Annotated in this window: 25 protein-coding genes; 15 read left to right on the forward strand and 10 right to left on the reverse strand. The window is 69.3% G+C overall.

The features are described from left to right. Positions 1 to 16: 16 nt before the first annotated feature. On the reverse strand, positions 17 to 484 hold the full coding sequence (locus Q0812_RS09110) for an SRPBCC family protein (protein ID WP_302110013.1): 468 nt from the start codon (positions 482 to 484) through the stop codon (positions 17 to 19). Between the two features lie 95 nt (positions 485 to 579). On the opposite strand from Q0812_RS09110, the gene thiD reads away from it, so the two are divergent. Together thiD and Q0812_RS09120 are read left to right on the forward strand one after the other, a co-directional pair. After that, entirely contained in the window at positions 580 to 1380 is an 801-nt protein-coding gene (gene thiD / locus Q0812_RS09115; protein ID WP_302110014.1) for a bifunctional hydroxymethylpyrimidine kinase/phosphomethylpyrimidine kinase, read from the forward strand. Next, positions 1377 to 1964 (forward strand): nucleotidyltransferase family protein, encoded by a 588-nt coding sequence (locus Q0812_RS09120; RefSeq protein WP_302110015.1) that lies wholly within the window; start codon positions 1377 to 1379, stop codon positions 1962 to 1964. Before thiD ends, Q0812_RS09120 begins: the two co-directional genes overlap by 4 nt. Here the strand turns inward: Q0812_RS09120 and Q0812_RS09125 are convergent. Next, complete coding sequence (locus Q0812_RS09125; RefSeq protein WP_302110016.1) at positions 1931 to 2374, reverse strand: GNAT family N-acetyltransferase; 444 nt, start codon at positions 2372 to 2374, stop codon at positions 1931 to 1933. The two genes, Q0812_RS09120 and Q0812_RS09125, sit on opposite strands and share 34 nt — an antisense overlap. Positions 2375 to 2422: 48 nt before the next feature. Here Q0812_RS09125 and Q0812_RS09130 point away from each other — a divergent pair, with 48 nt between their 5' ends. After that, positions 2423 to 3223 carry a PhzF family phenazine biosynthesis protein gene (locus tag Q0812_RS09130; protein ID WP_302110017.1) on the forward strand — a complete coding sequence of 267 codons (801 nt, stop codon included), beginning with the start codon at positions 2423 to 2425 and terminating at the stop codon, positions 3221 to 3223. Between the two features lie 65 nt (positions 3224 to 3288). On the opposite strand, the gene Q0812_RS09135 is transcribed toward Q0812_RS09130, so the two are convergent. Beyond that, on the reverse strand, positions 3289 to 3723 hold the full coding sequence (locus tag Q0812_RS09135; protein ID WP_302110018.1) for a hypothetical protein: 435 nt from the start codon (positions 3721 to 3723) through the stop codon (positions 3289 to 3291). A gap of 150 nt (positions 3724 to 3873) precedes the next feature. Here Q0812_RS09135 and Q0812_RS09140 point away from each other — a divergent pair, with 150 nt between their 5' ends. From Q0812_RS09140 to Q0812_RS09160, 5 genes are all read left to right on the forward strand, one after another. Then, positions 3874 to 5055: a phosphoserine transaminase gene (locus tag Q0812_RS09140; protein ID WP_302110019.1), complete on the forward strand. Its 1182-nt coding sequence runs from the start codon at positions 3874 to 3876 to the stop codon at positions 5053 to 5055. A gap of 35 nt (positions 5056 to 5090) precedes the next feature. Next, positions 5091 to 5711, forward strand: a complete 621-nt coding sequence (locus Q0812_RS09145; RefSeq protein ID WP_302110020.1) for an acyloxyacyl hydrolase — start codon at positions 5091 to 5093, stop codon at positions 5709 to 5711. 30 nt (positions 5712 to 5741) lie between these two features. Beyond that, complete coding sequence (locus Q0812_RS09150) at positions 5742 to 7031, forward strand: adenylosuccinate synthase (protein ID WP_302110021.1); 1290 nt, start codon at positions 5742 to 5744, stop codon at positions 7029 to 7031. A gap of 73 nt (positions 7032 to 7104) precedes the next feature. Further along, the gene (locus tag Q0812_RS09155; protein ID WP_302110022.1) at positions 7105 to 7941 is read left to right on the forward strand and encodes a response regulator; all 837 of its coding nucleotides are present in this window, start codon (positions 7105 to 7107) and stop codon (positions 7939 to 7941) included. Between the two features lie 67 nt (positions 7942 to 8008). Next, positions 8009 to 9472 carry a S41 family peptidase gene (locus Q0812_RS09160; RefSeq protein ID WP_302110023.1) on the forward strand — a complete coding sequence of 488 codons (1464 nt, stop codon included), beginning with the start codon at positions 8009 to 8011 and terminating at the stop codon, positions 9470 to 9472. On the opposite strand, the gene rpoH is transcribed toward Q0812_RS09160, so the two are convergent. The 4 genes from rpoH to Q0812_RS09180 all read right to left on the reverse strand — a co-directional run bounded on the left by rpoH (position 9469) and on the right by Q0812_RS09180 (position 14284). Then, on the reverse strand, positions 9469 to 10374 hold the full coding sequence (gene rpoH / locus Q0812_RS09165; protein ID WP_302110024.1) for an RNA polymerase sigma factor RpoH: 906 nt from the start codon (positions 10372 to 10374) through the stop codon (positions 9469 to 9471). The two genes, Q0812_RS09160 and rpoH, sit on opposite strands and share 4 nt — an antisense overlap. Positions 10375 to 10590: 216 nt before the next feature. Next, positions 10591 to 12597, reverse strand: coding sequence for an alpha/beta hydrolase family protein (locus tag Q0812_RS09170; RefSeq protein WP_302110025.1), 2007 nt, complete (start codon positions 12595 to 12597; stop codon positions 10591 to 10593). Positions 12598 to 12659: 62 nt separating this feature from the next. After that, the gene (locus Q0812_RS09175; RefSeq protein ID WP_425281559.1) at positions 12660 to 13673 is read right to left on the reverse strand and encodes an RluA family pseudouridine synthase; all 1014 of its coding nucleotides are present in this window, start codon (positions 13671 to 13673) and stop codon (positions 12660 to 12662) included. Next, positions 13670 to 14284 (reverse strand): LysE family translocator, encoded by a 615-nt coding sequence (locus Q0812_RS09180; protein ID WP_302110026.1) that lies wholly within the window; start codon positions 14282 to 14284, stop codon positions 13670 to 13672. The genes Q0812_RS09175 and Q0812_RS09180 overlap by 4 nt, the downstream gene beginning before the upstream one ends. Before the next feature lie 86 nt (positions 14285 to 14370). On the opposite strand from Q0812_RS09180, the gene Q0812_RS09185 reads away from it, so the two are divergent. Beyond that, positions 14371 to 16026 (forward strand): alkaline phosphatase D family protein, encoded by a 1656-nt coding sequence (locus tag Q0812_RS09185; RefSeq protein WP_302110027.1) that lies wholly within the window; start codon positions 14371 to 14373, stop codon positions 16024 to 16026. A 66-nt stretch (positions 16027 to 16092) separates the two neighbouring features. Here the strand turns inward: Q0812_RS09185 and Q0812_RS09190 are convergent, their stop codons facing one another. Together Q0812_RS09190 and folE are read right to left on the reverse strand one after the other, a co-directional pair. Continuing rightward, entirely contained in the window at positions 16093 to 16524 is a 432-nt protein-coding gene (locus tag Q0812_RS09190) for a biopolymer transporter ExbD (protein ID WP_302110028.1), read from the reverse strand. Between the two features lie 117 nt (positions 16525 to 16641). Then, entirely contained in the window at positions 16642 to 17259 is a 618-nt protein-coding gene (gene folE / locus Q0812_RS09195) for a GTP cyclohydrolase I FolE (protein ID WP_302110029.1), read from the reverse strand. A 93-nt stretch (positions 17260 to 17352) separates the two neighbouring features. Here folE and cysS point away from each other — a divergent pair, with 93 nt between their 5' ends. The 5 genes from cysS (at position 17353) to Q0812_RS09220 (ending at position 21740) form a co-directional block, all read left to right on the forward strand. Beyond that, a complete protein-coding gene (gene cysS, locus Q0812_RS09200; protein WP_302110030.1) occupies positions 17353 to 18780 on the forward strand; it encodes a cysteine--tRNA ligase in 1428 nt (475 codons plus the stop codon). Then, positions 18780 to 19208, forward strand: a complete 429-nt coding sequence (locus Q0812_RS09205; RefSeq protein WP_302110031.1) for an SRPBCC domain-containing protein — start codon at positions 18780 to 18782, stop codon at positions 19206 to 19208. Before cysS ends, Q0812_RS09205 begins: the two co-directional genes overlap by 1 nt. Positions 19209 to 19213: 5 nt before the next feature. Further along, complete coding sequence (locus tag Q0812_RS09210) at positions 19214 to 19933, forward strand: 16S rRNA (uracil(1498)-N(3))-methyltransferase (protein WP_302110032.1); 720 nt, start codon at positions 19214 to 19216, stop codon at positions 19931 to 19933. 74 nt (positions 19934 to 20007) lie between these two features. Next, positions 20008 to 21348, forward strand: coding sequence for a glutamate--cysteine ligase (locus Q0812_RS09215; protein ID WP_302110033.1), 1341 nt, complete (start codon positions 20008 to 20010; stop codon positions 21346 to 21348). After that, positions 21348 to 21740: a VOC family protein gene (locus Q0812_RS09220; protein WP_302110034.1), complete on the forward strand. Its 393-nt coding sequence runs from the start codon at positions 21348 to 21350 to the stop codon at positions 21738 to 21740. The genes Q0812_RS09215 and Q0812_RS09220 overlap by 1 nt, the downstream gene beginning before the upstream one ends. Positions 21741 to 21758: 18 nt before the next feature. Here the strand turns inward: Q0812_RS09220 and Q0812_RS09225 are convergent, their stop codons facing one another. Then, positions 21759 to 22109 (reverse strand): excalibur calcium-binding domain-containing protein, encoded by a 351-nt coding sequence (locus Q0812_RS09225; protein ID WP_302110035.1) that lies wholly within the window; start codon positions 22107 to 22109, stop codon positions 21759 to 21761. Positions 22110 to 22223: 114 nt separating this feature from the next. Here Q0812_RS09225 and Q0812_RS09230 point away from each other — a divergent pair, with 114 nt between their 5' ends. Further along, positions 22224 to 22646: a hypothetical protein gene (locus Q0812_RS09230; RefSeq protein WP_302110036.1), complete on the forward strand. Its 423-nt coding sequence runs from the start codon at positions 22224 to 22226 to the stop codon at positions 22644 to 22646. Positions 22647 to 23050 lie beyond the last annotated feature (404 nt).

The raw sequence follows: 23050 nt of genomic DNA on the forward strand, positions 1-23050 counted from the left end.
CAGCCCAGGTCCAACCCTACCGGTCCGTCCATTCGGCCTTCAGATGGTCCGGGTGGCGATCCTCCACGAAGCCCGGCGCGATCCCGTGCTCCAGCCAGATCTTGGCCCCGGCCAGGACGAGGGCGAAGCCGCCGGCGGAGTCCAGCGCCTCGGCGACCGGGTCTTCGCCGTGAAAGCCGCGGTTGGTCACCGTCACCCAGGTGTGCTTGCCGCGTGCCTCGAACCGCCATTCGACCTCGGTTGGGGCGTCCAGATCCCAGTCGATCAGGATGCGCCGGTCGGGCTCCAAGGCCTTGACCCGCACATCCGAGCCCGCGCCGTACATCTCCCAGTCCCAGCGCACGACCGCGCCCGGCGCCAGCCGGCCGGAGCCCCTGGAGAACCAGAAACGCGTGGTGATCGTGGGATCGACGAAGGCCTCAAAGACCTCGTCCACGGGTTTGCGGATCAGCATTCCGGCGCTGGCGACGGGCGCATCGTTCATGGCGAGCTCCTCAGAACGGCTGCTTACTTATACGCGCGTGGTGGCGGTTCGCAGCCTCCCGCCGTATCAAGGCGGCCCCTCTGGCTGGAGATCCCATGTCGCCCCACCTCGGACGCGTCCTCATCATTGCCGGCTCGGACTCGGGCGGCGGCGCCGGCATTCAGGCCGACATCAAGACGGTGACTGCCCTGGGCGGCTATGCGGCCACGGCGGTGACGGCAATCACGGTGCAGGACACGCTGGGCGTTCATGGCGTGCACCCGATCCCGGTGGAGACCATCCTGGCCCAGGGGCGGGTGGTGCTGGCCGACATCGGCGCCGACGCCATCAAGACCGGCATGCTGGGCTCGGTGGAGGTGGTCGAGGCGGCGGCGGCCCTGATTGATGAGGCCGGCGGCGCGCCCGCCGTGGTGGATCCGGTCATGGTCGCCAAGGGCGGGGCTCCGCTGCTCAAGGATCGCGCCGTCGAGGCGGTGCGCCGCCTGATGGTCCCGCGCGCGGCTCTGCTGACGCCCAACGCGCCCGAGGCCGAGGCGCTCACCGGCCATGGGGTCGGCGATCTGGACGGCCAGCGCCGCGCGGGCGAGGCCCTGCTGCGCATGGGCGCCGGGGCCGTGCTGATGAAGGGCGGGCACGTGCCGGGGCCGACGGTGGTCGACCTCCTGCTGACGCCCCAGGGTGAGACCGTGCTGGAAGGCGCCCGCATCGACACCCGCAGCACCCACGGCACCGGCTGCACCCTGGCCAGCGCCTGCGCGGCCGGACTGGCCCAGGGCCTGACGCTTGAGGCGGCGGTCGCCCGCGCCTGGGCCTATGTGGCCGAGGCGATCCGCCGCGCACCGGGCCTCGGCAAGGGGCACGGCCCGCTCGACCATGCCTGGCCGATGCGCCGATGAGCGACCTGGAAGGTCGCCTCGACCAGATCGTCCGCGCCAGCCCGACCCTGATGCGCGTGCTGCGGGGCGTCCGTGAGGTGGGGCCGCCCCAGTGGCTGCTGTTCTCCGGCGGTGTCTATCAGACGGTCTGGAACGCCGTGACCGGCCGCGATCCGGATTACGGGCTCAAGGATTACGACGTCGGCTATTTCGACCCTGACACGTCCTGGGACGCCGAGGACGTCTGGATCAAGCGTGTAGCCGACGCCTTCGACGAGCCGCTCAAGTTCCAGGTCGAGCTGCGCAATCAGGCCCGCGTCCACCTTTGGTTTGAAGACAGGTTCGGCGAGCCCTACTCGCCGCTCGCCTCAACCGGCGAGGCGTTGGAGCGCTTCGTCTGCCCCGCCTTCTCCGTGGGGATCCGGCTGGAGCCGGATGACCGCCTGACCATCGCGGCGCCCTTCGGCCTGGACGATGTGTTCGGCATGGTCCTGCGCCCAAACCCCAACCGCCCCCTGGCCAAGGGCTGGGAGCGGGTCACGGCCTCGGCAAAGGCGCGTTGGCCTGAGTGTCAGGTGGTGGAGCGCGCCTGGTCCCGCGCGTAAACGTCCCGATCGACGATCTCCATCCAGCGGTCCGGCCCCGTGAGGTCGGTGAAGCCGAACCGGCGATAGAGCCCGTGGGCGTCCGCCGTGGCCAGGTGGAAGCGGCGGAAACCCTGCAGATCCGGGTGCGCCTTGATGGCCGTCATCATCGTCCTGGACAGGCCCTGGCCGCGATGCGCCTCATCCACCCACACGTCGCACAGCCAGCCGAAGGTGGCCCGGTCGGTGACCACCCGGGCGAAGCCGGCCAGCTGGTCTTCCACATAAGCGCCGAAGCAGAGCGAATTCCTCGCCGCCCGCTCGAACGTCGGCCACGGGATGCCCTTGGCCCAGTAGCTCTCCTCGCTGATCCAGCGCCATGCCGTGCGCAGATCGTCCTCGGTAAGATCGGTGCGAATGTCGGGCGTCATGGCGGCTCCGGCTGGAAAGCCGCCACGGCCTAGCCTATCTGCCCAGCCATGCGCCAGTGGACCATCGACGCCTTCACCTCCCAGCCCTTCCGGGGCAATCCGGCCTGTGTGGTCGAACCCTTCGAGGCCTGGCCGGACGAGGCTTGGATGCAGGCCCTGGCCATGGAGAACAACCAGGCTGAAACGGCCTTCCTGCTGAGGAGCGACAAGCCCGGTCGATACGGCCTGCGCTGGTTCACGCCGCTGCGCGAGGCGCCCCTGTGCGGACACGCCACCCTGGCGGCGGCGCACGCCCTATGGGCCGAGATGGGCGAGACGTCGGACATGCTCAGCTTTCAGACTCTGTCCGGCGAGTTGAGGGTGCGCCGCTCGGGCGACGGCTACGAGATGGACTTCCCGGCCGATCCGCCGCGTCGCATCGAGCCGCCGCGGGGCCTGGCCGAGGCCCTGGGCGTGGAGCCGGTGGAGGTGTGGGCCGGCGCCTATCTGATCGCCGTCCTGCCTGACGAGACCGCCGTGCGCGCCGCCGCGCCGGGGGGTGAGGCTCTCATGCGAATGGACAGGGGCCCCTGGGAGCACGGCAGCGTGGTCGTGGCGGCCCAGGGTCAGAATTTCGATGTGGTCAGCCGCTTCTTCGCGCCCGGCTTCGGCATCCCGGAAGATCCGGTGACCGGCTCGGCCCACTGCATCCTGGCGCCCCTGTTCGCTGAGAAGCTGGGCAAGACCACCCTCAGTTGCCATCAGGCCTATCCTGGCCGTGGCGGCGAGGTGGAGTGCGAGCTGGCGGGAGACCGCGTCCTGTTGCGGGGCCGCGCGGTGACCGTCATCGAGGCCCGCCTGCGCGCATGAAAAAGGGCGCGAACCCTTGTCGAGTCCGCGCCCAGTCTTCCAGGAGTCGTAAGCCGTAAGCAGGCTTACCAACCGCGGCCGTAGCCGCGGTAGCGGTCGCCGTCGCGGCGCTCATAGCGGATGCGCTGCGCCAGACGGTCGAAGCGGTAGTCCAGGTCCGCCCGCTCGCGGTAGTCCAGACCACGGCCCGTGCGGCGATAGCGCGCCTCGAGCATGGCGATCTGGCGGAACTCGGCGCGCAGGCGATAGGCTTCCTGGCGCGTGATCTGGCCGTTGCGGATGCCCTGGTCGATGCGGCGGTCCAGCTGGGCCTGACGCTGGTTGATGTTCACCCAGTCGCGATCGTACCCGCGGTCATAGTCGCGATGATAGCCGCGATGGCCGTAGCCGTAGCCGGGATTGCCCACCGAGATGGAGAAGCCGACCGAGCTTTGCGCCAGGGCCGGGGCGGCCATACCAACAGCGGCGGCCGCCAGAACGGGGATCAGAACCTTTTTCATCGGTCTTTGTCCTTTCGGTTCGGCGTCGCCGGACCATCCGGCGGCGTCATGGGATGCAGATAACCACCCCGCGCCTGAGCCTGATCTGAACGGCGCGTTTAAGGTTCGGTTCATCTTGAGACGGCGCTCGGCAAGGCGCAGAAGGGCCCCATGAGCCTCTCCAAACCCAATGCGCGGCCCGATCGGCCCTGGTTCAGCAGCGGTCCCACGGCCAAGCCGCTTGGGTGGAGCCCCGAGGCCCTGTCGACCGCCCTTATCGGCCGCACCAGCCGCGCCGAGCCGGTCAATGCGCGCTTCCGCGAGGCTCTGGCGCTCACCCGGGAAGTGCTGGAAATACCGGCGGATTACCGCCTGGCGTTCGTGCCCGGCTCGGACACGGGCGCGTTCGAGGCGGCCCTGTGGAACCTGCTGGGGCCGCGCCCGATCGAGGTGATCGCCTTCGAGGCCTTCGGAAACATCTGGGCCGAGGACGTGACCGATCAGCTGGGCCTGAAGGCCAGGGTGCGCCGCGCGGCTTTCGGCGGCTTTCCTGATGTCAGCGGCGTCGATCCCGAGGCGGACATCGTCTTCACCTGGAACGGCACCACCTCGGGCGTGCGTGTGCCGAACGTGGATTTCATCCCCGAGGAACGCGGGGGCCTGACCTTCTGCGACGCCACCTCGGCCGCCTTCGCCATGCCGTTGGACTGGGACAGGCTGGACGCCACCACCTTCTCCTTCCAGAAGGCCCTGGGCGGCGAGGCGGGCCTGGGCGTCCTGGTCCTGTCGCCCCGCGCGGTCCAGCGGCTGGAGGCGGGACGGCAGCGCCCCATTCCAAAGGCCCATCGTCTGACCACCGCCGATGGCCGACTGGACGAGGCCATATTCGAGGGAATCGTGACCAACACCTCGTCCTTCCTGACCCTGGAGGATTGGGTCTGGGCGCTGAACTGGTGCCGCCAGGCGGGGGGACTGCGCGAGATGATCGCCCGCACCAACCGCAACGCGGCGGCTCTGGGCGCCTGGGTGCAGGCCAGCCGCTGGGCCGCCTATCTGCCCGATGATCCGGCGGTGCGCTCGACCACCTCCATCTGCCTGAAGATCACCGAGCCGCGCGTGGCGGGGCTGAGCGAAGCCGAGCGGCATGCCTTCGTGCGCGAAATGACGGCCCTGCTGGAGGCCGAGGGGGCCGCCTTTGATGTGGGTTCCCACCGCGCCGCGCCCGCGGGTCTGCGCATCTGGTGCGGGCCGACCGTGGAGACGACCGACGTCGAGGCGCTGGGGTCCTGGCTGGACTGGGCCTTCCATACGGCCCTGGAAGCGCGGCTTTCGCGAACCGGCCAATCGGTCTAAGGGTCGCACGTTCAGATCAAGCGGAGGGGTGTCCCTTGAAGCATGCAGTCGTTTCGGCCGCCGCGGCGGCCTTGGCCATGGGTGCGGCGGGGGCCGCCGCCGCCAGCGAGGGCTGGGTCGGCGTCTATGCCCACGACGTCACCTTCGTCGGCGAGACCTTGGGCCTGGGCGCGGCCGGCAAGGAAGGCGGCGCCAACATCCACCTTGGCTGGCGCTCCGAGCGCCTGGACAACGCCCCTGACTGGATGGGCGGACCCCGCGTGCACGCCTTCATCTCGGCCAACACCGAAGGCGACACCTCCTACGCAGCCGTCGGCCTGAACTGGCATGTGCCGCTGGGCGACAGCGGGACCTGGTATTTGCGCCCCGGCTTCGGCCTGGCCTATCATGACGGCTGGGACGAGTTCCCCGACTGGAACGAGGCCGGCATCACCACCGAGGAACGCGACCGCCGCATCGCCCTGCGCAGCGAGCGCATCGAGTTCGGCTCCAAGGTGCTGTTCGAACCCGAACTGGCCTTCGGCGCCCGTCTGTCTGAAAACACCTCGATCGAGCTGTCCTACGTTCACCTGTCCAACGGCCAGATCTTCGCCCAGGGCAAGAACCAGGGCCTGGACGAGGTCGGTATTCGTCTGGTGCACCGCTTCGGCCGCTGAGCGGCCTAGTTACGCCTTCGGAGCTTTGATTTGACCAACGTCGCGGTTGTCGGCGCCCAATGGGGCGACGAGGGCAAGGGCAAGATCGTCGATTGGCTGGCCGATCGGGCGGACGTGGTCGTGCGCTTCCAGGGCGGCCACAACGCCGGCCATACGCTCGTGGTCGGCGACAAGGTCTACAAGCTCAGCCTGCTGCCGTCGGGCGTGGTGCAGGGCAAGACCTCCATCATCGGCAACGGCGTGGTGGTCGATCCGTGGGCCCTTCTGAGCGAAATCGAACGCATCGAGGGGCAGGGGCTCAAGATCACGCCCCAGCTGCTGCGCCTGGCGGACAACGCCTGCCTGATCCTGCCTATCCACCGCGACCTGGACGTGACCCGTGAGGAGGCTGCCGGTTCGGCCCGCATCGGCACCACCGGCCGCGGCATCGGTCCGGCCTATGAGGACAAGGTCGGGCGGCGGGCTATCCGGGTCTCGGACCTGCGCGACCTGTCCGAACTTGAGGGGCGGCTGGCGCGCCTGCTGGCCCATCACCAGGCCCTGCGCAAGGGACTGGGCATGCCCCCCGTGGACGCCGAGCGCCTGACCCGTGATCTCATGGAGGTTGCCGAGAGGATTTTGCCCTTCGTCGGGCCGGTCTGGCGCGACCTGGATCAGCTGCGCCGCCAGGGCAAGCGCATCCTGTTCGAGGGGGCGCAGGGCGCGCTGCTCGACATCGACCACGGCACCTATCCCTTCGTCACCTCGTCCAACACGGTGGCGGGCCAGGCGGCGGCGGGATCAGGCGTGGGGCCCGGCGCGGTCGGCTACATCCTCGGCATCGTCAAGGCCTACACGACCCGGGTGGGCGAGGGGCCCTTCCCGTCGGAGCTCAAGGACGCCGACGGCCAGCGCCTGGGCGAGCGGGGCCATGAGTTCGGCACGGTGACCGGCCGGGCTCGCCGCTGCGGCTGGTTCGACGCCGTGCTGGTGCGTCAGACGGCGGCGGTGAACGGCATGTCCGGCATGGCGCTGACCAAGCTGGACGTGCTGGACGGCTTCGAGACGGTGAAGATCTGCACCGGATACCGGATCGGCGATCAGGTCGTCGATCACCTGCCCGCAGCGACCGGGGATCAGGCCCGCGCGGAGCCGGTCTATGAGACCCTGCCGGGCTGGAGCGAGAGCACCCAGGGCGCCCGCACCTGGAAGGACTTACCGGCCAATGCGGTGAAGTATGTGCGCCGCATCGAAGAGCTCGTCGGGGCCCCGGCGGCCCTGGTTTCCACCAGCCCCCAGCGGGACGACACCATCCTCGTCACCGACCCCTTCGCCGGCTGAAGCTTCGCCGCAGGCTCAAGGGCCTGTTTACCGCCTGCGTTTAGGCTGACGGCCTCCCTGTGAGGTCTTGCCCGTGTTCGCCGCCGATCCACGCCTGTTGCAGAAGTTCGCTCCCGTCACCCGAAGGGTGCTGGTGGTCGATCCCAACCCCCAGGTCTGCCGTCTGATCGCGGACCTGATGAAGGGGCTGGGCACGCGCGAGGCCGTCTTCGAGCAGGACGAACGGCGGGCGCTGGACCTCGCGCGCGACTTCGAGCCGACCCTCATCTTCACCGAGTACGCGGGCCCCCGCCTGCGCGGCGAGATGTTCACCCAGAAGCTTCGCCGCTCGAACCTGGCCTGTCGCAAGGCGCCCGTAATCATGGTCACGGCCGAGGCCACCGCCACCAGCATCAAGGCCGCGCGGGATTCCGGCGTGCACGAGTTCCTGAGAAAGCCCTTCACGGCGGGCGACCTGCTGAAGCGCATCGAGGCGGTCACGCTGAAGGACCGCAACTGGATCGAGGCGGTGGGCTATGTCGGTCCGGACCGGCGTCGCTTCAACTCGGCCGAGTTCAAGGGCGCGGGCAAACGCAAGACCGACGCCGCCACGACGCCGGGGGGCATGACCGACGCGGCCCAGGCGCGCCTGACGGCGGTGGAGCAGCCGTGCCGCATCCTGCGGGCGGCCCTGGATCAGTTCGACCGCGATCCCAACCAGGCGCTGCGGGCCATGCGCGAGCAGGCCCAGCAGCTGAAGGCCTGGGCCCTCAGCGCCGGCGAGGCGCGCGCGGCGGTTTCCGTCGCCGGCCTGGAGGTGGCGCTGACCAATCCCCAGGCCACCAAGATGAGCCTGACCGCGCCGGTGACCAAGGTTCTGGATCTGCTTTATCCGCAAGACGCGGCCGCGCCCCAGCAGCGGGCGGTTTAGGCCTCCGGGATCGTCCTTAACTGACCTCTCTTGAAGCTTGGCTAGTCTGCTCTCGGGAGAAAGCAGCATGCTCGTAGTCGCCATGGCGCTCGCCCTTTCGTCGGCGCAGGTCGCTGAACCCACGAACTGGCGCGCGGCCTATCTGCGGGATCTGGCGTTCGCGCGGGCGCAGATCGAAGCCAACCACCCCGGTCCCGTCGATCCCGAAAACCCTGCATTTACGGCGCGTTTCGACACCGCCTACGCTGAGGCTGAGGCCCTGCCAGTTCGGGACTACCCGGGCTACGCTTTTGGATTGAACCGTTTCGTCCTGGCGCTGGGCGACACACACACCGTCTTTGTGCCGGACTACAATCGTCTGCATGCGCGCTGGGCCGGTGTGGTCGTGGCGGGCGGTGATGACGTGGCGCCGGTGGTCGTGGACCGCGAGGGCGAAGATGCGCCGCCGCTGGGCGCGCGGCTTATCGGCTGTGACGGCGTGAGCGCTCAGGACATGGCGGCCGAGACCCTGTCGTGGATGGGGCATGCGGGCAAACACTTCGACCGTCGCATGGCTGTGACCTGGACCCTGGTGGACACGGGCAATCCATTCCGCGCGCCGCCCCGCGTCTGTCAGTTCGAGACGGACGGCCAGGCGCTAAGCTATCAGATGCGCTGGCGGGACTACGGCGCCGACACTTTCACCCGCCTCTATGGGCCGATCGGCATCCAGCCGGCGGTCACGGGCATCGAGGAAATCGCGCCGGGCGTGTTCTGGATCGGCCTGCCGACCTTCAGTCCGGGCGGACAGGAGCGGCAGGCGTTGCTGGCCCTTGTCGCCGAGATCGAGACGCGGGCTGATGAGCTGCGTCAGGCCCGGCTGATCGTGTTCGATGTGCGTGGCAACGGCGGCGGCTCGACCTCCTGGGGTGCGCGCATCGTCCAAGCCCTGTGGCCCGCCTCGCCGGAGGATGCGGTGACCCCGTCTTCCGCCGTCGATTGGCGCGCCTCCTCGGACAATCTGGCCTTCATCCGCACGGCACGTGAGGAGATGCAGTCCGCCGGTGGTCAGGATGAGGTGGTGCGCTTCCTCACCGCCGTGGAGACGGGGATCGCCGAAAGCCTGGAAGCGGGCCGGCCCTACTGGCGGCAGGGTCCGGCCGAGACGGGGCCATCGGGCGGCTTGACGATGCGCCGTCCTCGCGGCCCCGGGGCCTTCCCAGCGCGCGTGGCCTTTCTCAGCGACGACCGGTGCGCAAGCGCCTGCCTGGGTTTTGCCGACCGTATCCTAACTCGCCCCGGTGTGACGCACCTGGGCATGACGACCTCTGGCGACAATCTCTACATCGAGAAACGCAGCGACGTGATCTTGCCTGCCGGCGGAGCGCGCCTGGAACATTCCATGAAAGTCTATCGCGGTCGCGCCCGTGGCGACATGGAGGCATACACTCCCGATATCGCCTACACGGGCGCTTGGGATCACCCACGGTTGAGGGCTTGGGTCTTGAGCCTGCTGGAGGAAGGGCGGCTGGACTCTCCGGCCGCCCCCTAAACGCCCGCGCCGTCGCCGCTATCGAGATTGCGCTCGCGGGCGGCGGCGCGCATCGCCTTCTGCAGCTTTTCGAAGGCGCGCACCTCGATCTGGCGCACGCGCTCGCGGCTGACGCCGTACTGGCTGGCCAGCTCTTCGAGGGTCTTGGGCTCCTCGGTCAGCCGCCGCTCGGTCAGGATGTGCTTCTCGCGATCGGTCAGCTCCTCCATGGCCTCCTGGAGCAGGCTCATGCGCAGGCTGAACTCTTCGCTCTCGGCCAGCTGGGTCTCCTGCGAGACGGCGTTGTCGTCGGCCAGCCAGTCCTGCCATTCGCTTTCGCCGTCCGCGCGCAGCGGCGCGTTCAGCGAGGCGTCGCCGCCGCCGGACAGGCGGCGATTCATGCTGATGACCTCTTCGTTGGTCACGCCCAGGCGCGTGGCGATATGCTCGACGTTCTCGGGCCGCAGGTCGCCCTCTTCCAGGGCGCTGATCTCGCTCTTGGCCTTGCGCAGGTTGAAGAACAGCTTCTTCTGCGCGGCGGTCGTGCCCATCTTCACCAGCGACCAGCTGCGCAGGATGTATTCCTGGATCGAGGCTCTGATCCACCACATGGCGTAGGTGGCCAGGCGGAAGCCCTTGTCCGGGTCGAACTTCTTGACCGACTGCATCAGGCCCACATTGCCCTCGGAGATCACTTCCCCGATCGGCAGGCCATAGCCGCGATAGCCCATGGCGATCTTGGCCACGAGCCGCAGGTGGCTGGTGACCATCTTGTGGGCGGCGTCGGTGTCCTGATGCTCGATCCAGCGCTTGGCGAGCATGTACTCCTCGTCCTTGGAGAGCATCGGGAACTTGCGGATTTCCGTCAGGTACCTGGACAGGCCCTGTTCCGGCGACATGGCGATCAGCGAATTGGAAGCCATCTGGCCTTCCCCCTTCCTCAACTAGCGAGCGGGCGCTTCAGCGGCGCGGCCCCTATGCTCAGGCGACCGGCCCATGGCCCCTCAACCGGATAGCTGGGTGTTGGTTGCACCCATGAAAAGACCCCGCGGCCAAGCTTTCGCGAAAAAATCGTCGCCGTGGACCTGGAGCGAATATGCGCGCAGGTCCGTCCTTTTTCAAGACGAACGATAGGGCGGTCAGTTCGCGGGCAGATGCTGGTTCAGGAAGGCTTCGACCTCGCGCAGCATGGTCCGCTCGTTGGCCGTGTACCAGCCCGAGTGCCCCTCGTTCTCGAACTTGATCAGCCGAACGTTCTTGCGCGCCCCGCGAAGCGCCGCATCCATGTCCCGCGACTGCTCGAAGGGCACGATGGGGTCCTGGTCGCCATGGAACATCAGCACCGGCGCCTGGAAGTCGGCCACCCGCCGGATCGGCGAGGTCTCGTCCAGATATTCGGCGTCCGTCTCGGGGTGGCCCTGGTTGCGCAGCCAGTAGCGGTAGCGGCGCGACTCGGCGCCCGCCGTGGACCGCTCCCAGCGCATGATGGCGCGCTGATCGCTGACGCCGGCGATGGAGATGATGCAGCGGTAGCGGTCTCCCGTAGAGGCGCCGGCCCACAGGGCCACGTAGCCGCCATAGCTGGCTCCCATCATGCACATGCGGCCGCCGTCGACGCGGCCGGCGTTGATCAGGCTCTGCACGCCATCCTCCACGTCGGACTGCATCAGCCGCCCCCACTGGCGGTCGCCGGCGTGCTCGAAGGCCGCGCCAAAGCCCTTTGAGCCGCGGAAGTTGGGCTGGAACACCGCGTAGCCCCGCGTGGCCAGGAACTGGACCCACGGACTGTAATCCATGGAGTCCCGCACCGCCGGTCCCCCGTGAGGCAGCACGACCAGGGGCGGGGCCGAGCCGTCGGCGCGGGGCGCGGGCAGGGTGAGATAGCCGTGAAGCTGGGTCCCGTCCGCCGCCGTGTAGTCAACGCGCTCGGCAGGCCGCAGGCCCACATCCACCAGATCGGCATAGATGGGGCCCAGGTCGGTCATCGAGCGGGCCTGAGTGTCGAACAGATAATAGCCGCCAGGGTCGTCCGAGCCTGAGACGTGCAGCAGCCAGGCCTGGCCGTCGGCCGACCGATCCTGCACCCGAACGCTTGAGCGTCCCTCGAACACCCCTTCCACGGCGGCGCGCAGCGCCTGGCGCGCCGGGTCGAGGTACTCGCAGCGGAACACGTCGGCCACATAGCAGCCGGCCTCGAGCTCGCCCGTGCGCGGGTTGATCACGGCGCTGGCGGCGTCGTAGCGCTCGTGGCGCCAGACCGGCGCGCCCAGGGTGCGCGTGCGGAAGTCGTAGATGTGCACCGCCTGCACATCGAGCCCCGAGTTGGCGTGCTCCGGCGGAACGACGACATAGACCTGGCCGCTCTCCGGCGCGGGTCCGATGATCTCCATCTCCGCCCCGCCCGACATGGAATCGAAGCTGACGTCAGCGACCCGCTGCCAGCCGCCCTCGGGCAGGCGAGCCTCCAGATAGCGCTCGCGGCTGGACAGGGCGCCGCGCACATAGCGGGCGATCACCTGGCCGTGGCGGTCCGTGACATAGCCCAGCACGGAGCGGTCGCCGTCCAGAACCGGCGTCCCCTGGCCCGTGCGGATGTTCAGGCGGACCACGTCGGCGTTATCCGCCGCGTCGCGCACCACCACCAGGACATGGTCCGGGTCGTTGGGCAGGAAGTCGATCACCTCGCCGGGGAAGCGACTGCGCGACTGGGTGCCGCGCAGCTCCACGCGCTCGGATCCGTCCGGATTCATGGCGAAGGTCGCTACGCTGGCGCGATAGCCGGTGACGTTGTCCTGCACCGTGGGCCCGTCGCGGGTCAGCTCAAGCATCTGCACCGAGGCCAGCAGGCGGTCGCCGTCCTTCCAGCCGATCCAGCGGATGGAGGTGCCTCCGAAAACCTGGGTCGCGCGCGCCGAGATCAGGCCACGCTCCTGCCCCGTCTGCAGGTCCTTCACCGCCAGGAAGTGGGCCGCCCCCTGCCGCCGCAGATAGGCGACGTAGCGGCCCGAGGGCGACAGGGTCGCGCTGGTCAGGACCGGAACATCGGTCAGGGTGTCGATCGGCACGGGGGTGCGCGCCAGTGCGGGCGGCGCCGCCCCAAAGGCCAGGACAGCCACGACCACTGCGCGTACGGCGTTCTTCCACATGCTGGAGCCCCCCTAGTGGGGACAGCTTAAGCGCAGAAATCGTTGCAGAACAGATGCAACCTTCAGGCGATCTTCTTGGTGAGCGCCTGTTGCAGCGCCGCCATATCCGCCGGCAGGGCGGACTCGAAGCGCAGCCGCTCGCCCGTGACCGGATGGACGAAGCCCAGCACGGTCGCGTGCAGAGCTTGGCGGCCCAGCCCCGCCTCGGCCATGGCTTCGCGCACAGCGCCCGCCGGGGCGCCAGAGCCGTAGACAGGATCGCCCAGCACCGGACAGCCCAGCGAGGCCATGTGCACCCGGATCTGGTGCGTGCGCCCGGTCTGCAGGGTGCAGCGCACGCGGGCCGCCAGCGGCCGCTCCTGCGGACCCCAGACGCCTTCGAGCGCGTAGTCGGTGATCGCCACCCGGCCGCCGTTGGTCAGCACGGCCATCTTCTTGCGGTCGTGCTGCGAGCGGCCGATGCGGGTTTCGACGCGGCCGCGCTCGGGCCGGGGCGCGCCCCGCACCAGGGCGATGTAGGCCCGCTCGATGTCGTGGGCTGCAAACAGCTTGCTTAAGGCCTGGTGCGCCTGATCCGTCTTGGCCGCCACCATGACGCCAGACGTGTCCGCGTCCAGCCGGTGCACGATGCCGGGCCTCGCCACCCCGCCGACGCCGGACAGGCTGCCCGCGCAATGATGCAGCAGGGCGTTGACGAGTGTGCCGTCCGTCCGCCCCGGCCCGGGATGCACGGCCATGCCCGCGGGCTTGTCCAGCACGATCAGGTGGGCGTCCTCGAACAGGATGGTCAGCGGAATGTCCTGGGCCTGCGGCTCAGCGGGCGCGGGGGCGGGAATCTCAATGAGGTAGAGCCCAGGCGCCGCCCTTGCGGACCCCGCCATGACGGCCTGGCCGTCCCGCGTCACGGCCCCCTCGGCCATCAGGGCCTGCAGGCGCGCCCGCGACAGCTCCGGCGCCTGGTCCGACAGGGCCTCGTGAAGGGCCTTGTCCAGCCGGCTCGCCCCGCCGGGCGCCAGCGTGACCTCCAGCCGGCGCGCGCCGGCCTCGTCCCAGCCCTCTTCCTCCTCGGGGATCACCGGGCGGAAAGGCCCAGCTTCAGGCCAAAGGCGATGAAGACCCCGCCGGTCACGCGGTCCAGCCAGCCGATCAGGCCCGGCCGTCTCAGCGCCTTCGCCAGGGGTTGGGTGGCGGCGATCAGGGCGCCGGACCAGAGCGCGCCCAGTACGGCATGGATCAGCGCCAGTCCGATGGCCCAGGCGGCCACGGGCGCGCCGTGAGGAATGAACTGGGGCAGGAACGAGATGTAGAACACGCCCACCTTCGGATTGAGCAGGTTGGTCAGAAGGCCTTGTCGAAAGCCGGTGGCCGGGCGCAGTCCCTCCACCGCGAAGTCGCGGCGCGGCTTGAGGATCAGCTTCAGCCCCAGCCAGGCCAGATAGACGGCCCCGCAGACCTGCACGACGCGATAGGCCGTCTCCGACGCCAGCAACAGGGCGCCCAGGCCCAGGCCCACCGCCCCTGCCCAGACCATGCAGCCGGTCAGAATGCCCAGCGCCGCGCGCCAGGCGGGCCTCGGCCCCTCGACCAGGGCGGTTCTCAGGATCAGGGCCGTGTCCATGCCCGGCGTCACCGTCAGCAGGGCCGCCGCGGCGGTGAAGGCGAGGATGGCGAGCGGCGCGGACTCCATGGGCTAGGGTTGGACCTTCCCCCCCGCTTGTGCAAGCCGCTGTCGCAATCCTGAGCTAAAGGAGAGCGCCAGAAGGAGTGGTGGCGATGGCGATGACGCTGAACCGGCGCCAGCTTGGCGTGGCCCTGGGTGGGGCTTTGGGCGGAACCGCCGCGGCCTGCGCGGCGCCTGGGCGGCCGCTCCAGGCGGAGGGCCGCTTTCTTCACGGCGTGGCCAGCGGCGATCCCGCCACCGACGGCGTCCTTCTGTGGACCCGCCTGACCACCGACGCGCCGGAGGCTGACCTGGTCTGGGAGATCAGCGGGGACGACAGCTTCGCGCGAATTCTCAAGCGTGGCCGCGCCGTCGCCTCCGCCGCGCGGGATCATACGGTCAAGGTCGAGGTCGACGGCCTCCGGCCCGGTCGTGAATACCGCTACCGGTTCCGCTGCGGCGATCAGGTCTCGCCGATGGGACGGACCCGGACCCTGCCCGAGGCGGGCGACGCGTCGGCGGTGCGCCTGGCGGTGGCGTCGTGCGCCCTCTACAGCCATGGCTACTTCAACGCCTATGAGGCCATCGCGAACCTGGGCGAGGTGCACGCCGTACTGCACCTTGGCGACTACATCTACGAGTACGCCAGCGGGCCGCGCGACTACGGCGCGGCGCGGGCGGCCGAGCTGGGCCGCATGGTCGACCCGCCCCACGAGACGGTGACCCTGGCCGACTATCGCCGCCGCCATGCCCAGGTGAAGGCCGACCCCCAGGCCCAGGCCGCCCACGCCCGCTGCGCCTGGATCGTCACCTTCGACGACCACGAGATCACCAACGATCCCTGGACGGACGGAGCCCAGAACCATCAGCCGGACGAGGGCGACTGGGCGGCCCGCAAGGCCGCCGCCCTTCAGGCCTGGTTCGAGTGGATGCCCATCCGCGACCGGGGCCCGAACCTGGCCCTGGCCGCGCGGCGGGCCTTCCGCTTCGGACGGACCGCCAGCCTGCACATGCTGGAGACGCGGCTCCTGGCCCGATCCGAACAGCTGGAGTTTCCCGATGACGCCGGCGACGCGACCGCGGTCGCCGCTTTCCGCCAGGCGCTGGAGAGTCCGGCGCGGTCTCTGCTGGGACCCGAACAACTGACCTGGCTTGAGGCGGGCCTCGGCGAGGCTGTGCGCGACGCCGTGGCCTGGCAGCTGCTGGGCCAGCAGACGCCCATCGGTCGCCAGTCCGGCGTCGACCTGATCGACAGCGTGCCCCCCGAGACCCTTGCGGGCCTCTCAAACTTCGCGCGCAACCGGATTCGGCAGATGGCCCTGCGCAAGCGGCAGGGCCTGCCCCAGAACACGGACGACTGGGGCGGCTATCCCGCCGAGCGCGAGCGGCTCTACGCCGCCGCCGGGCGCGCAGGCGCGAATCTGGTGGTGCTGACGGGCGACAGCCACGCCAACTGGGTCCACGACCTGCATGACGCGGGCGGCCGCCGCGCCGGGACTGAGCTGGGCGCCACGGCCATCTCCAGCCCGCCGCCCTCCCTGTCGCGCCTGGTTCCAGGCATGGACATGGCGGCGGCGATGACGGCCCAGAACCCCGAGGTGCTCTTCGCCCACTTCGGAGAGCGCGGCTTCCTTGACGTGACCCTGACTCCCGAGCGGGCCGAGGCGCGCTTCGTGGGCGTCTCCACGCTGGAGAGCCGCGCCTTCGAGACGCGCGAGGTGGCCCGGTTCGAAATCCGACCCGGCCAGCCGCCCCGCCGTCTGGCCTGACCCCTAAAAGAGAAAGGGCCGGGCGTCGCCGCCCGGCCCTGAACTCGCACCGTGATCGTCAGGCGATCAGGTGATGTCTTCGTTCAGCAGGCCGACCTTCAGGAAGCCGTTTTCCTGCAGCGTGTTCATGACTTCCATGAACTGATTGTAGCGGACTTCCGGCTGGGCGCGGACGAAGACGCGCTCTTCCTGGCACTGGCCGCCGCCCAGCGCCGAGCAGACGTCGGCGGCCAGGTTGGTGATGTTGGTCTCGCGGTCGGCCAGGAACAGGGCGCCGCCCTCCTGGATCGAGATGTAGACCGGATCTTCCTGCGGCGTGCCCGGGGGCGGCGGGACCGGCGGCGGCAGGTCCAGCTTGATGGACACGGTGGCCAGCGGGGCGGACACCATGAAAATGATGAGCAGCACCAGCATCACGTCCACGAAGGGCGTGACATTGATGTCGGCGTTTTGGTCGATGGTCTGGCCGCCGGAGGCCCCACCCAGTTTCGCACCCATGCGCGCTTGTCTCCATGGCCGGCGGGCATCCGTCCGGCGAAGCTGTCGTGCCGTTCTGGCCGGAATCCGACCGGTTTGTAAAGCGGTCTAAATCGCCTTCCGGTTCCGTCGCAGCCTTTACCCCTGGCGGGCGAGCGACAGAAAGCGCGTCTGCAGCGACGGATCGTCCTGGAATGCGCCGGTAAACCGCGTGGTGACGGTCGAAACGTCGCGGTGATGCACCCCGCGTGTGGTCATGCACTGATGCCGCGCATCGATCATTACGGCGACGCCCTGGGGTTTCAGCACCTCTTCGATGACGTCGGCGATCTGTCGGGTCAGGGCTTCCTGGCTCTGCAGGCGCCGCGAGAAGATTTCGACCACCCGCGCCAGCTTGGAGATGCCGACCACCTTTTCGCCGGGGATATAGGCCACGCTGGCCCGGCCCAGGAACGGCGCCAGATGGTGCTCGCAGTGGCTCTCGACCTCCACCTCGCGCAGCATGACGAAATCGCCCGCCGCCTCCAGCTCGTCGAAGGTGCGGCCCAGCTCGGCGGCGGCGTCCTCGCCATAGCCGCTGAACCAGTCGCGATAGGCCTTCAAGACGCGTTCCGGCGTGTCGACCAGGCCGGCGCGGTCCGGATCGTCCCCGGCCCACTCGATCAGGGTGCGCACCGCCTCCAGCGCCCGGGCCTTGTCGGGGCGCGGGCGATCCTGGTTGGCCACTAAGACCGGCCGGCTGGGCTTCACGTCCATGATTTCTCGCGTCCGGGGGAGAGAAGGCGGTTCTAATACACGCCCTCACGGCTATATGGGACCGGACCCCGTCCCCGCAACGTTCGACAGCCGATGACCCTGCGCCTTTACGACACGCTCAGCCGCGAGAAGCGGGAGTTCAAGCCGCTCCGAAAGGACCGGGTGACGCTCTATGTCTGCGGGCCGACGGTCTATGACTACGCCCACATCGGCAACGCCCGCCCGGCGGTGGTGTTCGACGTGCTGCACCGGCTGCTGCGCCGCGAATACGGGGCCGAGCATGTGATCTATGCCCGCAACGTCACCGACGTGGACGACAAGATCAACGCCAAGGCCGCGAAGGAAGGCGTGCCCATCGGCGAGATCACGGCCCGCTACGAGGCCGCCTATCTGGCCGATATGGCGGCCCTGAACGTCCTGCCGCCGACCGTCGCGCCCCACGTCACCGACCATATGGAGGCCATCACGCGCCAGATCGGCGCCCTGGTCGAGCGCGGCGCGGCCTATGCGGCCGAGGGCCATGTGCTGTTCGACGTGGGGGCCTATCCGGCCTACGGCGCCCTGTCGAAGCGTTCGCTCGACGACATGATCGCCGGCGCCCGGGTCGAGGTCGCGCCCTACAAGCGCAACGCCCATGACTTCGTCCTGTGGAAGCCCTCCAAGCCGGGTGAGCCGGAATGGCCGTCCCCCTGGGGCCCGGGCCGGCCCGGCTGGCACATCGAGTGCTCGGCCATGATCGAGGAGGTCCTTGGGCCTTTCCCCATCGACATCCATGGCGGCGGGATCGATCTGGTCTTTCCGCACCACGAGAACGAGATCGCCCAAGGGGTCTGCGCCCACGGTCACGACGGCCCCGAAGCCTACGCCCGCTACTGGATGCACAACGGCTTTCTGACCATCGAGGCGGACAAGATGTCCAAGTCGGTCGGCAATGTGCTGCTGCTGCACGACCTGGTGAAGACGGTCCCCGGCGAAGTGGTGCGCTGGGCCCTGCTTTCCGCCCACTACCGCCAGCCGCTGGACTGGACCCAGAGCCTGCTTGATCAGAGCCGCAAGAGCCTGGATCGGTTGTATGGGGTGATCCAGAGATCTGGGCATATCGCGGCAAGGTGGTTGCACGCGGAGGAGTCAGAGTGGCGTGATCCTACGCAACCCCTTCTAGATGACATCAACACCCCCGCGACGTTCGCACGTCTTCGAGCCTATGCCGACGAGCTGGAAGCCTTGATGAACAAGCAGGGCGATGCAGCCCAAGCCGCCGCGGCTGACGCCAAGGCTCGACTGCTTCAGTTGGCTTCACTCCTCGGCGTTCTCCAGCAGGACCCCGACGCCTGGTTCGAGGGCGGGGCCGACGAGGACTTGAAGGCCCGGGTCGAGGCCCTGCTGGAACAGCGCACCGCCGCCCGCGCCGCCAAGGACTGGCCCGAGGCCGACCGCATCCGCGCCGAGCTGGACGCCCTGGGCGTGGTCGTCATGGACGGGCCGCAGGGCGCGACCTGGCGCATGAAGGGAGCCGGCTGATGCCCATCAAGATCGAGAGCCGCGTCGGCATTCAGGCCGCCAGCGACGACATCTGGGAGCTGCTCGGCGACTTCGCCCGCTGGTCCCACTGGAACCCGGTCCACCCCGAGGTTCAGGGCGCCCTTCGCATCGGCGCGCCCCTCATGCTGCGCGAGCGCCTGAGCGAGGGTGAGGGACAGATGCTGTCCGCCTCGGTGGTCGAATGGGTGCCGCGCGAGCAGATCATCTGGGCCATGAACCGTGGCCTCATGGCCCGCTCGGTGCGCTACTTCGAGATCGAGGAGCTGGATCGCGGCAGCTGCATCTTCGCCAACGGCGAGATCTGGTCCGGCTTCCTGGGCGAGTTCGACGCTAAACGTGAACGCGCCCGCCGCCGCGCCGCCTTCGAACGCATCTCCATGGCCCTCAAGGCGGCGGTGGAAGGCTGAGGCCCATGATCCGCCTCTACGTCGACGCCGAGCTCAAGGAGGCCGCGCGCTTCGCCCCGCGCGAGGACCAGGCGCGCTATCTGCTGGCCGTCATGCGCCAGTCCGTCGGCGACGAGCTGCTTTGCTTCAACGGCCGCGACGGCGAATGGCGCTGCCGCATCACGGCGGCCTCCAAACGCGGCTGCGAGCTGGAGGCCGTCGAGCGCACCCGTGAACAGACGCCCGCGTCGGACCTCGAGCTGGTCATCGCCCTGGTGAAGCGCACCCGACTGGAGACCATCATCGAGAAGGCCGCCGAGCTGGGCTGCGGCCGCGTGCGGCTGGCCGTCACGCGGCGCACCAACGCCGACCACACGCGCGTGGACCGCTTGTCGGCTATCGCCGTCGAGGCCTCGGAACAGACGGGCCGCCTGGACGTCCCCGAAATCGCGCCCCCCGAAAAGCTGGAGCGGCTGATCGCCGACTGGCCCGAGGGCCGCACCCTGATCTTCTGCGACGAGGCGGGCGAGGCCGCGCCCCTGCTCGAGGCGGCGGCGGGCCGCCTCGGCCCGGCCTCCATCCTCATTGGCCCCGAGGGCGGCTTTTCGCCTGAGGAGCGGGCCGGCCTGCGCGCCCATCCCGCCGCGGTCGCCGTGTCTCTCGGCCCCCGCATTCTCAGGGCCGACACCGCCGCCATCGCGGCCCTTGCCCTGTGGCAGGCGGCGGCCGGCGACTGGCGCAACTAAAGCCCCTTGCGCAGGCGCGTTCGCTCGCCCATTTGCCCGCGCACGGCTTGGCCGTCAGTGAAGGGGCGCCCCGCATGACTGAACCGTTGACCTACGACGCCCTGGTCGCGGAATTCGAAGCGGGGTCAAAGCCCAAGGCCCAGTGGCGCATCGGCGCCGAACACGAGAAGTTCGGCTTCGCCAAGGCCGACCTCCGCCGTCCCGCCTATGACGGCCCCGCCGGCATCGAGGCCATGCTGACGGGCCTGACCCGCTTCGGCTGGAAACCGGTGGAGGAGGGCGGCAAGGTCATCGCCCTGGAGCACGCCATGGCCTCGGTCAGCCTCGAGCCCGGCGGCCAGTTCGAGCTGTCCGGCGCGCCCCTCGACGACATCCACCAGATCTGTGACGAGACCGGCCGCCACCTGGAAGAGGTCAAGACCGTCGCCGACGAGCTGGGCCTCGGCTTCCTGGGCGTCGGCTTCGATCCGCTGTGGGCGCGATCTGAGATTCCGATCATGCCCAAGGGCCGCTACGACATCATGCGCGCCTACATGCCAAAGCGCGGCTCGCTGGGCCTCGACATGATGCTGCGCACCTGCACCATCCAGGCGAACCTGGACTACGCCGACGAGGCGGACATGGTGCGCAAGTTCCGCGTCTCCCTGGCGCTCCAGCCCATCGCCACGGCCCTGTTCGCCAACAGTCCCTTCACCGAGGGCAAGCCCAACGGCTTCCTCTCGGCCCGCGCCAACGTCTGGACCGACACGGACCCCGACCGCACCGGCATGCTGGACTTCGTCTTCCGGGACGGTTTCGGGTTCCAGGCCTATGCCGACTACGCGCTCGACGTGCCCATGTACTTCGTCAAGCGCGACGGCCGTTACATCGACGCCTCGGGCCAGTCCTTCCGCGACTTCATGGAGGGCAAGCTGCCGGCCCTGCCGGGCGAGCGGCCGACCTACAAGGACTGGCAGGATCACCTGACCACCCTGTTCCCCGAGGTGCGGCTGAAGCGCTACCTCGAGATGCGCGGGGCCGACGGCGGCCCCTGGGCCCGCATCTGCGCCCTGCCGGCCCTGTGGGCGGGCATCCTCTACGACGACGCGGCCCTGACCGCCGCCTGGGACCTGTGCAAGGACTGGGATATCGAGGATCACGAGCGTCTGCGCCGCGACGTGACGCGCCTGGGCCTCAAGGCCCAGGTCTCGGGCCGCTCGGTCCAGGACGTGGCCAAGGACATGGTGACCATCGCCCGGCACGGCCTTCGCCGCCGGGCGCGCTTCTCGGGCGGGCTGGTGGACGAGACCGGCTATCTGTCCGAGGCCGAAGAGATCGCCGAGAGCGGCGTCACCCCCGCCGAACGCCTGCTGGCCCTGTATCACGGCGAGTGGCAGGGCGACCTCAGCCGCCTCTACCGGGACCACGCCTACTGATGCGGCCGCTCGGCATCGATCACATCGTCCTGCGCACAGAGCGACTGGACGCCATGCTCGCCTTCTACCGTGACGTCATCGGCTGCACGGTCGAGCGGGTGCAGGAAGAGATCGGCCTTTATCAGCTGCGCGCCGGCGCCTCGCTCATCGACCTCGTGCCGGTGGACGGCAAGCTGGGCCGCATGGGCGGCGCCGCGCCGGGCAAGACCGCGCGCAACCTCGACCACTTCTGCCTCCAGATCGCCGACTTCGACCCGGCCCAGGTGCGCCGTCATCTGCAGGCGCACGGCGTCGAGGTGGGTGAAGAGGGCGTCCGCTACGGCGCCAAGGGCTCGGCCGTATCGATCTACCTCGCCGATCCGGACGGCAACGGCGTGGAGCTTAGGGCGTAGGGGCGCCAGCGGCGTCGCTCACCGCGGCGGGGGCTCACAGGCCAGGCCATCCGTGTCGGCGTCCAGCCGGGGCCGATAGCCGGGCTCACCCTCGCGGATACTGTAGACGCCGCCCGCGTGCGCCGAAGCGCAGTTCGGATACCAGACCAGCTGCCGGTTGATCTTGGCCAGACGGTGAACCGCGTCCGCCGCCGCCTCCGGCCGCGCCCAGGCCATCGCAGCTATCGCCAAGGCCCCGATGATCACCGCCTCGGACAGACGCAGCGGCCCGCGCCGTTCGGCCCGGCGGGATGCCGAGGCGAACCGCCTGTTCAGGCGCCGCAGCCGCGCTTCCGCCGCGTCGTGATCGCGCCATGGCTCAACGGGCATTGACCGTACTCCTCCGGCGCGAAGCATGAGCGGGCGCGTTGAACGGAGTGTTGCCCGATGTGACTAACGGACGGACCGCAACATCCTGTTCAATTCATGAGGTTAACAAGCGGCATGTTACACCTGCTGCGCCACCTGCCTGAGATCGTGTCGGACCTGGCGCCTGATGTGCGCAATCCGTGGTGGGCGGCCATTCTCGCAACGGTGGGTCTGATCGGCGCTATAAGCTGGTACGGCTGGAGCGCCAGCTCTCCGGCCCGTGCGGCCGAGACGGCGGTGCGCGAGCGGCTGGGCGACCCGCAGGCGCGCTTCGAGAAGACCGTGGTCCGGTATCGCGTGCCGAGGGCCCATTCGGGTGCTCGCCGCCGCCTGGTCTGTGGCCAGGTGGAGAGGGGGCCCTACTTCGCCGCCGTGGTCCACGAGCGTCGGCGCGCCAGTTCCGCGCTGGCCATGAGCGGCGACAGGGTTGTGGCTTTGGCCTTCAAAGGACAGGGCGACCCTGCCCTGTTGGCGGCCTGTCGGGCCGAGCGGGGTTGATTACGGGCCCGGATACGCACCGCCTCGGGGCCGCTAACCTCCTGATCCACAACGCATCACGCACCAACCGCGTCCGACTTGCGCACACCCCCTCGCGTATCCCGCACTCTAAGCGGGCTCCGGGGCGGAGAGGCCGTATGCGCAGGCGGCTCGTGCGGCCCTGGGGCTTCGTTGGGTCGAACGGAGAGCAAAAATCGGGACCGGCGGTTTGGCCGCGCCGGTTGGCCACAGCTTGGGGGGGAGAGGGCTTCGGGCCCATTCTGGCATACCCAGGCCCGACGGGCCCGCCCCGCCGGCGGGTCTGCTCCGACAGCGCCTTCCTAAACAGAAGGCCGGCCAAGCCTGACGAACCGCGGAGCGCTGACCAGCTTCTGGGCCTGGAAAACCCAGCGGCGGCCCCAGCC

Source organism: Peiella sedimenti, from assembly GCF_030504955.1.
GTDB lineage: Bacteria > Pseudomonadota > Alphaproteobacteria > Caulobacterales > Caulobacteraceae > Brevundimonas > Brevundimonas sedimenti.

Coding starts and splice junctions, on each gene's coding strand:
- Q0812_RS09130 (WP_302110017.1), top strand. CDS start 2,423: ATGCGCCAGTGGACCATCGACGCCTTCACCTCCCAGCCCTTCCGGGGC.
- Q0812_RS09210 (WP_302110032.1), top strand. CDS start 19,214: ATGATCCGCCTCTACGTCGACGCCGAGCTCAAGGAGGCCGCGCGCTTC.
- Q0812_RS09180 (WP_302110026.1), bottom strand. CDS start 14,284: ATGGAGTCCGCGCCGCTCGCCATCCTCGCCTTCACCGCCGCGGCGGCC.
- Q0812_RS09135 (WP_302110018.1), bottom strand. CDS start 3,723: ATGAAAAAGGTTCTGATCCCCGTTCTGGCGGCCGCCGCTGTTGGTATG.
- Q0812_RS09160 (WP_302110023.1), top strand. CDS start 8,009: ATGCTCGTAGTCGCCATGGCGCTCGCCCTTTCGTCGGCGCAGGTCGCT.
- Q0812_RS09230 (WP_302110036.1), top strand. CDS start 22,224: ATGTTACACCTGCTGCGCCACCTGCCTGAGATCGTGTCGGACCTGGCG.
- Q0812_RS09215 (WP_302110033.1), top strand. CDS start 20,008: ATGACTGAACCGTTGACCTACGACGCCCTGGTCGCGGAATTCGAAGCG.
- folE (WP_302110029.1), bottom strand. CDS start 17,259: ATGGACGTGAAGCCCAGCCGGCCGGTCTTAGTGGCCAACCAGGATCGC.
- thiD (WP_302110014.1), top strand. CDS start 580: ATGTCGCCCCACCTCGGACGCGTCCTCATCATTGCCGGCTCGGACTCG.
- Q0812_RS09190 (WP_302110028.1), bottom strand. CDS start 16,524: ATGGGTGCGAAACTGGGTGGGGCCTCCGGCGGCCAGACCATCGACCAA.
- Q0812_RS09110 (WP_302110013.1), bottom strand. CDS start 484: ATGAACGATGCGCCCGTCGCCAGCGCCGGAATGCTGATCCGCAAACCC.
- Q0812_RS09120 (WP_302110015.1), top strand. CDS start 1,377: ATGAGCGACCTGGAAGGTCGCCTCGACCAGATCGTCCGCGCCAGCCCG.
- Q0812_RS09220 (WP_302110034.1), top strand. CDS start 21,348: ATGCGGCCGCTCGGCATCGATCACATCGTCCTGCGCACAGAGCGACTG.
- rpoH (WP_302110024.1), bottom strand. CDS start 10,374: ATGGCTTCCAATTCGCTGATCGCCATGTCGCCGGAACAGGGCCTGTCC.
- Q0812_RS09205 (WP_302110031.1), top strand. CDS start 18,780: ATGCCCATCAAGATCGAGAGCCGCGTCGGCATTCAGGCCGCCAGCGAC.
- Q0812_RS09125 (WP_302110016.1), bottom strand. CDS start 2,374: ATGACGCCCGACATTCGCACCGATCTTACCGAGGACGATCTGCGCACG.
- Q0812_RS09170 (WP_302110025.1), bottom strand. CDS start 12,597: ATGTGGAAGAACGCCGTACGCGCAGTGGTCGTGGCTGTCCTGGCCTTT.
- cysS (WP_302110030.1), top strand. CDS start 17,353: ATGACCCTGCGCCTTTACGACACGCTCAGCCGCGAGAAGCGGGAGTTC.
- Q0812_RS09185 (WP_302110027.1), top strand. CDS start 14,371: ATGGCGATGACGCTGAACCGGCGCCAGCTTGGCGTGGCCCTGGGTGGG.
- Q0812_RS09140 (WP_302110019.1), top strand. CDS start 3,874: ATGAGCCTCTCCAAACCCAATGCGCGGCCCGATCGGCCCTGGTTCAGC.
- Q0812_RS09225 (WP_302110035.1), bottom strand. CDS start 22,109: ATGCCCGTTGAGCCATGGCGCGATCACGACGCGGCGGAAGCGCGGCTG.